This window comes from Bacillus sp. Xin1 (genome assembly GCF_013314535.1).
Taxonomy (GTDB): Bacteria; Bacillota; Bacilli; order Bacillales; family Bacillaceae_G; genus Bacillus_A.
In genome coordinates, this window is sequence record NZ_JABUAE010000072.1 from 1 (window position 1) to 10,063 (window position 10,063).

The 10,063-nt window shown below is 34.5% G+C and carries 10 protein-coding genes and 2 pseudogenes; 4 read left to right on the top strand and 8 right to left on the bottom strand.

The genetic code is table 11. From position 1 onward, the window contains the following. The 7 genes and pseudogenes from HRG09_RS26635 to HRG09_RS26665 all read right to left on the bottom strand — a co-directional run. Nucleotides 1-342 (bottom strand): annotated as a pseudogene (locus HRG09_RS26635) (IS6 family transposase); the annotation flags it as partial. Between the two features lie 75 nt (nucleotides 343-417). Next, nucleotides 418-777 (bottom strand): holo-ACP synthase, encoded by a 360-nt coding sequence (locus tag HRG09_RS26640; RefSeq protein WP_174103842.1) that lies wholly within the window; start codon nucleotides 775-777, stop codon nucleotides 418-420. Then, the gene (locus HRG09_RS26645) at nucleotides 770-1,696 is read right to left on the bottom strand and encodes a DMT family transporter (protein WP_174103843.1); all 927 of its coding nucleotides are present in this window, start codon (nucleotides 1,694-1,696) and stop codon (nucleotides 770-772) included. Before HRG09_RS26645 ends, HRG09_RS26640 begins: the two co-directional genes overlap by 8 nt. A 77-nt stretch (nucleotides 1,697-1,773) precedes the next feature. Then, complete coding sequence (locus HRG09_RS26650) at nucleotides 1,774-2,094, bottom strand: metalloregulator ArsR/SmtB family transcription factor (protein ID WP_174103844.1); 321 nt, start codon at nucleotides 2,092-2,094, stop codon at nucleotides 1,774-1,776. A gap of 144 nt (nucleotides 2,095-2,238) precedes the next feature. Continuing rightward, complete coding sequence (locus HRG09_RS26655; RefSeq protein WP_174103845.1) at nucleotides 2,239-3,432, bottom strand: aminotransferase class I/II-fold pyridoxal phosphate-dependent enzyme; 1,194 nt, start codon at nucleotides 3,430-3,432, stop codon at nucleotides 2,239-2,241. 89 nt (nucleotides 3,433-3,521) lie between these two features. After that, a complete protein-coding gene (locus tag HRG09_RS26660; protein WP_174103846.1) occupies nucleotides 3,522-3,794 on the bottom strand; it encodes an acyl carrier protein in 273 nt (90 codons plus the stop codon). A gap of 211 nt (nucleotides 3,795-4,005) precedes the next feature. Continuing rightward, the gene (locus HRG09_RS26665) at nucleotides 4,006-4,704 is read right to left on the bottom strand and encodes an IS6 family transposase (protein ID WP_174103847.1); all 699 of its coding nucleotides are present in this window, start codon (nucleotides 4,702-4,704) and stop codon (nucleotides 4,006-4,008) included. Nucleotides 4,705-5,029: 325 nt separating this feature from the next. Between HRG09_RS26665 and tnpA the strand changes: the two are divergent. Both tnpA and HRG09_RS26675 read left to right on the top strand, forming a co-directional pair. Continuing rightward, nucleotides 5,030-5,287: pseudogene (gene tnpA / locus HRG09_RS26670) on the top strand (IS200/IS605 family transposase); the annotation flags it as partial. 104 nt (nucleotides 5,288-5,391) lie between these two features. Continuing rightward, nucleotides 5,392-6,822, top strand: coding sequence for an IS4 family transposase (locus HRG09_RS26675; protein WP_174103850.1), 1,431 nt, complete (start codon nucleotides 5,392-5,394; stop codon nucleotides 6,820-6,822). 316 nt (nucleotides 6,823-7,138) lie between these two features. On the opposite strand, the gene HRG09_RS26680 is transcribed toward HRG09_RS26675, so the two are convergent. Next, entirely contained in the window at nucleotides 7,139-7,924 is a 786-nt protein-coding gene (locus HRG09_RS26680; RefSeq protein ID WP_174103848.1) for a TrmB family transcriptional regulator, read from the bottom strand. Nucleotides 7,925-8,103: 179 nt separating this feature from the next. On the opposite strand from HRG09_RS26680, the gene HRG09_RS26685 reads away from it, so the two are divergent. Both HRG09_RS26685 and HRG09_RS26690 read left to right on the top strand, forming a co-directional pair. Then, the gene (locus tag HRG09_RS26685) at nucleotides 8,104-9,117 is read left to right on the top strand and encodes a TauD/TfdA family dioxygenase (protein ID WP_309232383.1); all 1,014 of its coding nucleotides are present in this window, start codon (nucleotides 8,104-8,106) and stop codon (nucleotides 9,115-9,117) included. A gap of 76 nt (nucleotides 9,118-9,193) precedes the next feature. Further along, entirely contained in the window at nucleotides 9,194-9,964 is a 771-nt protein-coding gene (locus HRG09_RS26690) for a TSUP family transporter (protein WP_174103849.1), read from the top strand. The last annotated feature ends 99 nt before the right edge of the window (nucleotides 9,965-10,063 follow it).

Below are 10,063 nucleotides of genomic sequence, written 5' to 3' on the forward strand. Positions count from 1 at the left end.
ATAGGCAGCCTGATGATCCCGTTTTTTACGAAGTTGAATATCCAATGTGTGCCCATCTTTATTAATTGCACGATAGAGATAACGCCATTCTCTCTTAACTTTGATATAAGTCTCATCCAAATACCAAGATAAGCGTGCAGATTTATTTTTCACTTTCCAAATTTGATAGATGAGATTGCCATATTCATGAACCTATCGTATGATGGTTGTTGGGTGAACTGAAATACCACGTTCTTTCAGGATTTCAGATACATCGCGATAACTTAAAGAAAAACGACAGTAGTAGCCCAAGGCTACTAAAATAATATCTTTCTTGAATTGTTTTCCTTTAAAATATCTCATGTCTGATTCTCCTAGGTCCTGTTTTCTAGAGTGTAGCTTCATGTAGAAAACTTTGCAACAGAACCGTCATATATATTAAGCATGATTATTATCAGTCCAGATTACTTGTGACATAACACTGTTATCGCTTCTCGTTACATCAATATGAAATTGATCATGTTTGTTTATTTGGAATAATTGTTTTGCTGCATGACTCAAATTGACTTCATATTCTCCATCGATGTTTAAAACCTCTATATCGTTCCACATGATGTTCTTTCGAAAACCAGTACCGATTGCTTTTACTGTCGCTTCTTTGATACACCACAGAATCGAATAATTAAGCATGTTATCTTTTGCCCATATTAATTCTTGCTGTGTAAATACCTTTGTATGCGTACTTTTATTTTTCCATCTTTCAATTTCTGTAATATCAATTCCTATACCTTTAATCATTTAGGGCAACTTTCTTACTTTGATTAGTCGTTTTTGCTGTTGCGATATATACACCAATTAATACCAATACCATACCGATTACTTGTTTCCAAGTCATAATAGAACCATAGAATAATACAGAAATTAAAGTCGTTACAATCGGAGTAAGGTTTAAATAAATACTTGCTTTACTCGCACCTATTTGCTCCACACCTTTATTGAATATAATGTAGCCAACGAGAGTACCGCATACAACCATATAAAACATTTCTAGCCAACTTTGTGCTGACATACTTGGTACAAGGTCCCAACCACCTTCAAATAATGATGTAATCGTTAGGAAGACAGAACCCATCACAGTCATGATCGTTGTAGCGAATAACGGTGATACATCTTTCATTACAGCTTTACCAACTAAACCATATATTACTCCGCACGCTAAAGCTGCTATAAATAATAAATCCCCTACATTAAATGCTAATGAGAGTAACATATCAAGCGATCCTTTTGTAATTACGATAATAACGCCACCTAGAGATAAAACTAAACTTATTCCAACCTTAATGTTCCATTTTTCATTTAAAAAGAGGATGGCACCTAGTGTAACAAAGATTGGCATTGTTGCAATAATTAAAGAACCATTAATCGCTGATGTATAATGTACACCTAAAAAGAAAAGTGCATTATATCCGAAGATGCCAGTCAATGAAACGAGTAATAACCCTTTCCATCTTTTCTTTAAAGAACCAATATCCCATTCGGATTTTATTGTTAAATAGATCATAAGGATGACACCAGCTATACCAAAGCGAAGGGTAGCTGCTACAAGGGGCGGGATTTCTGTTACGACATGTTCTGCTGTTGAGAATGAACCACCCCAAAACAAAGGAACCAATAGCATTAAGAAGTATATTTTGTTTGAATTGTTTTGATTTTGCATCTTTGTACCTCCTATTAGTTGAATTAGTAAGTCATATGTTTATGAGTTCAAACTTATGAACGTGTTGATTAAAAAAATTAATATCCTGCTTCAATCGCAGATACTAATTCTTTCATATACTCCAAAAAATTACTGGTTGTCAAGGAATAATAAACTTCTTTCCCGTTTTTGTTTGGTCTAACCAGTTCGGCCTGTTTTAAAATTTTTAAATGATGGGATACAGCAGGTCTTGAGATGCTCATTTGTTCAGTTATTTGATTTACATTTAAGCTGTCATTTTTAAGTAAAATCATGATGATTTGTTGCCGATTCACATCACCTAATGCTTGAAAAATTGGCGTCGTCAACCTAAATTGTTCTAATATATTTTCTCTGTTTTTGCATTCGTAATTTTCCATGATCCGCATCCTTTTAATTAATATATTTAAAGAAGATACCATCAACGCGGGATAAATGGTATAAAATTCCTGATGATGGTATCCTAACTATGTGTATTTTATAAGTATATCATCTTTCACAACAATAGTTAGTAAATATAGTAATTAAAATTTGAAAATTCCCTTCGCTTCTATCAGAAGATCAACTACTTTTTGGCATTCTTCAATGGAGTGATTACTTGTAACACCAATACGTAATCGACCTTTATTCACAGGAACCCCTGGTGAGATGAAAGCTGCCGTAAATAGTCCTCTTTCCATTAACCAAGTTGTAACACTTACTGTTTTTTTGTCATCGCCAACTAAAACAGGAACAATTTGGCTACAAGTATCTAATAAATTAAAACCATTTTCGTGAAGCTTTTCGATTAAGTAACGAGAGTTTCTCCAAAGGTCTGCTCTTAATTGCACACCGTGCTCTTCCATATACGTTAAGGAAGCAAGGGAGGCAGCAGCAACAGCTGGTGTAGATCCTCTTGAACTAGTATATGATGGTGCATAGTATCTTATGGCACTTTCGATTTCTTTATTTGTTACAATAAATCCGCCAACACTTCCTACGGCTTTACTCATTGTTCCAACAATGACATCGACTTGATCTAATACACCAAAGTGCTCAGCAACACCTAGCCCATTCGGGCCTACAACACCAAATGAATGAGCTTCATCGACCATTACAATAGCGCTGTATTTTTTTGCAAGTGCACAGATTCTATCTAATGGTGCATAATCGCCATCTGCACTAAAGAGTCCATCTACAACAATTATTCTTTTTTCTTTATCCATGCTTTGTTTTAAAATAGATTCCAATTTTTTGATATTATTATGTGGGAAAGATCTAAGCTGAGCACCTGATAGTTGGCTTCCCATAAATATAGAGATATGATTTAATCTGTCGTTTATAATAACATCATCTGGGCCTGCCATAACTGTTAAAACACCAATATTTGCATTCATTCCAGATGGGAAGATAATGCCAGCTGGCTTATTGTATAATTTCGCTAGTTTATTTTCCAATTCATTATGAATCGTAGTATGACCACAAAAGATTTGCGCACCATATGTATTTGTGCCAAAAGCCTGAATTGCTTCAATGGATTTCTTTTTTAAATACTCATTTTGTGACAGACCTAAATAATCACAAGAACCAAACATCAACATTTTTCCGTTTTCTTTTGTCGTAATGTAGTTACCTGTTGTTGATTCTACAGTTGGAAAGAATGGATATACGCCATCTTTCTTCCAATCTTCAAACTTCTCTACATCAAATCGAGTACGAGTATCAATTGTTATAGTCATTTTATTAACTCCTTCTAAGGATTATAAGTATTTTGACTAAATGTTAAATCTAATTATTATCATCATTAAATTATAACAAGTTTAAACATTTAAACGTATAGGCGTGTATGAACTGCCTTTACTAAATCATTAACAGTTGGTTTACTTTCTTTTGGATTAATATAGTCTTCTACTTCAAGTTCTTGATCAAACTCATCCTGTAATACAATTAAAATCTCTGCAAACAATAATGAATCTACATCTAAATTTTCTAAAGTTGAGTCTAATGCAATTTCATCGACAGATAATTCTTCTTTAAGAGCTTTAACGATTACCTCTTGAACTTCTTCATAGCTATATTTTGTTCCTGTTACGTTTGTCATAACGCACAACCTTTCCATTTTTTGTGTTTATTTGTTCTGCAATTAGAAGTTTATTCCAAAAATTGAGAAATGTAAATATATTTTTCGAATTTTTTCAATTAGATTTTTACACATTATTTACGCTTAGACACTAATGGTTTCATTCGTGGGTTCTCGTGCAAAAATAGAATAAAAGATAATAAAGCGCATAGATTCCTAACGGAATCGTATCTTATGCTGCAAGCCCAAACAGTTGATGGATAAATTCTTTTTGATTTTGGGCAGACTGATCCCGTAAATCAATCTGTTCTTTTTTGATCATATGCATGGCTTCTACTCCCCAAAGAATGGATGTAGCTGTATTGAACCCTAACATAGGAAGGACTCGCCTCTTAATGAACCGATGATCCTGTTCCACAATGTTGTTAAGATATCTCACTTGCCTTATTTTGATGCCTTCTGACATCTTTTTTTCTTCTTTTAACTTCTCAACTGCTGCTGGATAAGCTGGATTCTTATCTACAGTAATGACACGAGGATTGGATACATGCGAAAAAGACAAGGCTTTTTTGAAAAAGCGCTTGGCTGATTTGGCATTTCTATTTTTACTTAAGTAAAAATCAATGGTATTCCCTTTTGAATCGACTGCACGATACAAATACATCCATTGCCCTTTTACTTTTATGTATGTTTCATCTACTCTCCACGAATCATTGCTCTGCTTGAGATGACGCCGGATTCTCTTATCTAACTCAGGACTATATTGATGGACCCAACGCATAATTGTTGTGTGAGCTATCGATAGGCCTCGTTCTTCCATTATTTCCACCAAATCACGAAAATTTAAGTTGTACCGTAGGTACCATCTCACTATAAGAAGGATGATCTCAGGCTGATAATGTTTCCATTTGAACAAATTTTGGTTTCTCATACTGATTATGCCCCTTTTTTAGAGTAGTAGTATCAGTATGTCCAAGTTTAAGAGATTTTTTGCACCAGAACCCAAAAAAGAACGAATTCTTACCGTGACTCTGAAACAGAACCAATTTTTTTGTAAAATCATGTATTTTTTGATTAGATTCTGTATTATTGATTATAAATTAAAGTTGTGCTGCTATTATAATACGTTTGAAATTGCCTCAACTTCTGTCCGAAAGTAGTCTTCCACTTTTAAACGTGAAGGTGCGACAACGCCAGTGAAAGTGAAAGTGGAAGATGAATTTCGGTTAGGCATAGCCTAAAGTTGTCTCTTTTTCATGCTATTATATTATCACCTTGTTCTGGTCGTAAAATATCGCAGAAAAGTGATTAATGCTCCCATATCTGACTATATGAAAAATATGTTTGTTCGATTGGATGTGAATTACAATATTACCTTAGTCGAATGGAATCATGATACTGACCATGTGCATATTTTGTTCAAAATACATCCAAATATCTAAATGTTGAAGTTTATTAATGTTAATAAAAGCGCAAGTTCTCGAGTTATAAAAAAGCATTTTCCATCAGTAAAAGGGGTACCGCCACACATCCATCAACTTAAGGATTTAGAGTATTTTTGAAGTTAAAAGCACGTTACTATTTTCTTATGTTAATGAGAAAGGGTGAGGTACTTTTTATGAATATGCACCAAAAACAAGAGTTATCTTTATTTGCTGAAGAGTTATATCGATATTTGTCTCCCGCTACACTTAATCAACTAACTATAGAAGCTGGCGGGATGAAACGAAAACGTAAGTGCCACGGGCACCATTTCTTATCTTTGTGTGTGTGGTTAAATCAACAAATCGCTACTACCTCTCTTACTCAACTTTGTAGTCAATTAGAAACTTCAACAGGAATTTTATTAAGTCCGGAGGGACTTAATCGACGATTTAATTCGGCTTCTGTAGCCTTCTTTCGAACTGTATTTACTACATTTCTACAAGCTAAAATTGGAGGAGTATCTAAGATTTCTCATTCTCTTTCTGCTTATTTTGAGCGGATTCTAGTCCTTGATTCTAAAACCTTCCAAGTTCCAGATCGGTTCGCAACTACTTATCCTGGGGCCGGAGGATGTAGTCATAAAGCTGGTGTAAAAATTCAACTAGAGTATGACTTGTTGAGTGGAGAATTTTCTGATGTGGAAATTGAACCAGGAAAACGAAGTGATCAGGCATATAGTGCGACTCGAACAGGCATGGCACAAAAGAATGAACTATATATTCGTGACTTAGGATATTTTCGTCTACAAGACTTTAAGTCTATTCAAGACAAGCAGGGATATTATTTATCACGTCTTAAGTTACCGACTAAAATATATAGAAAAGAGTTCGAAACAGTGGTATTTAAAACAAAACCCGCTCAATTGAGACCGGTATATATACAAATTCATTTGGAAGACATCATGAAACAATTACAACCTGGCCAAGTGTATGAATTACATGATGTATATGTAGGGAGTAAAGACAAACTGCCTACTCGTATTGTAGTTTATAAATGTACCGAGGAGCAAAAACAGAAACGTCTACGTGACCGAGCTATTCGCGAAAAGAAAAAAGGAATTACATATACAGAGCGTACGAAGCTTTTACAAGGTATTACGGTATATATGACAAACATTCCTACGGAATGGGTACCAAAAGAGAAAATCTATGATTTATATTCACTACGTTGGCAAATTGAGCTGTTATTTAAAATATGGAAATCTTGGTTTCAAATTCATCGTTGTAAATCTATTAAACAAGAGCGATTAGAATGTCATCTTTATGGGCAACTCATTAGTATTCTATTATGTTCTTCTACTATGTTTAAAATGCGAGAGCTCCTGTTACGTAAGAAACAGAAAGAGCTAAGTGAATATAAAGCGATGTACATAATTAAGGATTATTTTTTACTGTTTCATCAAGCATTACACAAAAACACCCAAGAGCTATCAAAGGTTCTCCTTCGTCTGTTTAACCTCCTACAGCATAACGGACGAAAATCTCATCGATACGAGAAAAAGACAGTCTTTGATATTTTGGGTGTTGTTTATGAGTATACCACTTCTACTCATCAGGTAGCATAGTAAAAAAATTGAAACCCGTCAGGGTTTATTTGATATGCCTACTTTTATAAAATCTATAAAAGATAATAAAAAACTATATGGAAAGACCGCATTTTGTATAAAAATATACCTTAAGTTGATGGATGTGGGGTACCGCCACATCGCCATCAAGCTAAGATTTTAAAGTACTCCCTAAATGAAAATTTTGTGTTTTTTATAGCACCGAAGTTCATTTTTATCGTTTTGCGGAAGAATGTGTTTCTTAACTTGATAGCGATGTGGGACGACCTCTAACCTAACCAATTTTTATCCTATTGAGATTACTTAGTCGGAATATTCAATTAGAACCGAAAAATTTATCTCTTTCCTTTGATATCCAATTATCGGTATCCTCTTTGCCTCTTTTAACCAGGCGATTAACTAGGATATCATGCCAAATATAATTTTCCAAAAGATAGATATGAACAGGATCATCGGTGTAAAATGCTATTTCTCTTTCTTCGATAGAAGGGCCATATATCATTTCCCGACCATCAATGGATAAGATAAACCATTTGTTCTCTCCAATATTGTCTACATAACTTGTCTTACGATGAATATCTAGACCCAATAATGGATTTTCAACTTGAAAGACGATACCTTTGAGTTTACAATTCGTTGCTTTATCTTTCAGTTCTTGTTCCAGTCTCCCATACATCTTATCCCATAAAGAGACGACGACTTTTTTTTCAGCCCTTTGCAATAAAGTACGACAAAAGGCTAGGATATGTCTTTCTCCTTTAAGGGTCATAACACGGTTGTCAGACATAGGTTCCGTTTTTTCGAAATGTTTTAATGTATCACTTATAGATTGATAGGTATGATTCCATTTTGATTGAACGGATTCTAAGAATACATCGACAGGTAGAGGGGAATATTGAACGGAATCATTAATTTCCTCTTTTATCACAATCCCCTCTTCCTCAAGTCCATTTAATATTTCGTATATACGGGCCCTGGGAATTCCTGATTCTTTACTTACTTGGTAGGCACTCGTTGGTCCTTGGCGGACCAATGAAACATAGGCCTTTGCTTCATATTGACTAAAACCTAAAGATTGAATTTTTTGAATAATATCTTGCATAGTATCCTCCAGCACAATTAGTAAGTGTACATACCTATCATATCAAATCTCTATTTGAAATTGATTCCTTTTCAAAATTTAAGTAATTGTAAATAATGAATTTTCTATTTACAGGAAAATATTTTTTAGTTACTATTTAAATAGTGACTAAAATCAATTCAACATTAGGAGGAAAAAAAGTGATCTCTACCCTAGTAATGCCTGAAATTAAAAATTCACACATTTACGTTCTAACGGATAAGGAAAAAGAGGACTTAAACCAACTAATCCATTCCATCAAACTTGATTTAAATCAACTAGATCATTACACGTTGAACCAGTTGGAAAGAGAATCCTACAAGCTCCCCGAAAAAGTAGTTGATCATCTCATCAGTTTTAAAAGGCAAAAAAACCGGTATGGGACCATTCTATTTAGGAACCTTCCGACTGACAAAGAATTACCAAATACTCCAGATGACGGTAAAGCTCCTAAAAATAAAAAAGAGAATGTAAGTGAACTATTATTGTATTTATTCATGTTACATTTGGGCGAACCTATTGGTTATGCGGATGAAAAAAATGGACAAATCATTCATGATATTTGTCCAATTAAGGGGAAAGAAACTAATTTAGAAAATAGTGGATCTCAAGTGTTTTTTACCTATCATACGGAAGATGCCATTCACCCACATAAACCTGACTACTTATCCTTAGTATGCTTACGATCAGATCATGAACAAAAGGCAAAAACAGAAACCGCTTCTATAGTTCAAGCCCTTGAACTATTACCAGGATACGCGATTGACTTACTGAGAAAACCTTTGTATCGATTAAGTCCGCCTTCGTCATTTAATTCGCCCGAGCTATCCATTCAAACATCCGTATTATCCGGTAATATTATTCAGCCAAACTTATGTATCCATGGCTCTTTAATGCAAGGGGTGAATGCAGAAGCACAATGGGCATTAGAAGAGCTAAAGAAAGCATTAGCTAAGGTTTCTTCTGGAGTGGTTCTAACACCAGGTGATCTTATTATTATAGATAATCATTTAGCAGCACATGCTCGAACAGCTTTTACACCAAAATATGATGGCAAAGATCGATGGTTACAGAGAATGTTTGTAGTTGTTGACTTTAATAAGTCTAGCGCAAGCCGTTCTATCAAGAGCCATGTTTGTATGCCTTTAAAAATAGAACTGGAGTTACAAAAATAACGAACAGAGCGATCAAACTCCCTTCTCAATAGGGAGTAGACCGCTTTTATTCATATTTTATAAGGAGGTTTCTTGGATGGAAGATATTAATGTCTATACACTTCTGTTGTTGGTATGTTTCGGATTTTTAGCATCTTTTATTGATTCTGTAGTGGGAGGAGGGGGTCTAATCTCTATACCCGCTTTATTATTTTCAGGTCTCCCACCTTCAGTAGCCATTGCTACGAATAAGTTGGCCAGTTCAATGGGCTCCTTGACAAGTACAATTGCCTTTATCAGGTCAGGAAAGGTTGATTTTCACTTAGTAGCTAAATTGTTTCCCCTTGTTTTTACAGGTTCCTTATTAGGTGCCTGGGTTGTCAATTTTGTCTCAACTGAATTATTAAAACCATTAGTATTAGTTCTCCTAATAGCCGTAGCTATTTATACGATTCTAAAGAAAACTTGGGGACATGAATCGACTTATCGAAAGCTCACCTGGAAAAAAGCTTTGCTTTTTTCCTTTGTCATATTTGCTATTGGTTTTTATGATGGTTTTTTAGGTGCTGGAACAGGTTCATTTATTTTATTTGCCTTTTTGATTATTGGCTTCGATTTTTTACAATCGGCAGGAAATGCAAAATTTCTAAACTTTGGGAGTAATATCGCGGCACTTATCATGTTCATTTCTCTTGATATGGTTAATTTCTCATATGGTATACCGATGGGGATTTCTATGATATTAGGAGCCTTAGTTGGCTCTAATTTTGCTATTAAAAAAGGAGTAACCTATGTAAGAGTGTTATTCATCTTTGTTACTGTTCTCTTAATTGGAAAAAATATCGTTGATTATATTAGAATTATGTAATGGCGTAAAAAAGGGGAGTTAAATGAGGATTTATTACCTCACGTATCACCTCTGGCCTGGTAACATATAAATTTCCTCTGTGAGTATAATAGTAACACT

Coding starts and splice junctions, on each gene's coding strand:
- HRG09_RS26640 (WP_174103842.1), bottom strand. CDS start 777: ATGATTAAAGGTATAGGAATTGATATTACAGAAATTGAAAGATGGAAA.
- HRG09_RS26645 (WP_174103843.1), bottom strand. CDS start 1,696: ATGCAAAATCAAAACAATTCAAACAAAATATACTTCTTAATGCTATTG.
- HRG09_RS26650 (WP_174103844.1), bottom strand. CDS start 2,094: ATGGAAAATTACGAATGCAAAAACAGAGAAAATATATTAGAACAATTT.
- HRG09_RS26655 (WP_174103845.1), bottom strand. CDS start 3,432: ATGACTATAACAATTGATACTCGTACTCGATTTGATGTAGAGAAGTTT.
- HRG09_RS26660 (WP_174103846.1), bottom strand. CDS start 3,794: ATGACAAACGTAACAGGAACAAAATATAGCTATGAAGAAGTTCAAGAG.
- HRG09_RS26665 (WP_174103847.1), bottom strand. CDS start 4,704: ATGAGAAACCAAAATTTGTTCAAATGGAAACATTATCAGCCTGAGATC.
- HRG09_RS26675 (WP_174103850.1), top strand. CDS start 5,392: ATGAATATGCACCAAAAACAAGAGTTATCTTTATTTGCTGAAGAGTTA.
- HRG09_RS26680 (WP_174103848.1), bottom strand. CDS start 7,924: ATGCAAGATATTATTCAAAAAATTCAATCTTTAGGTTTTAGTCAATAT.
- HRG09_RS26690 (WP_174103849.1), top strand. CDS start 9,194: ATGGAAGATATTAATGTCTATACACTTCTGTTGTTGGTATGTTTCGGA.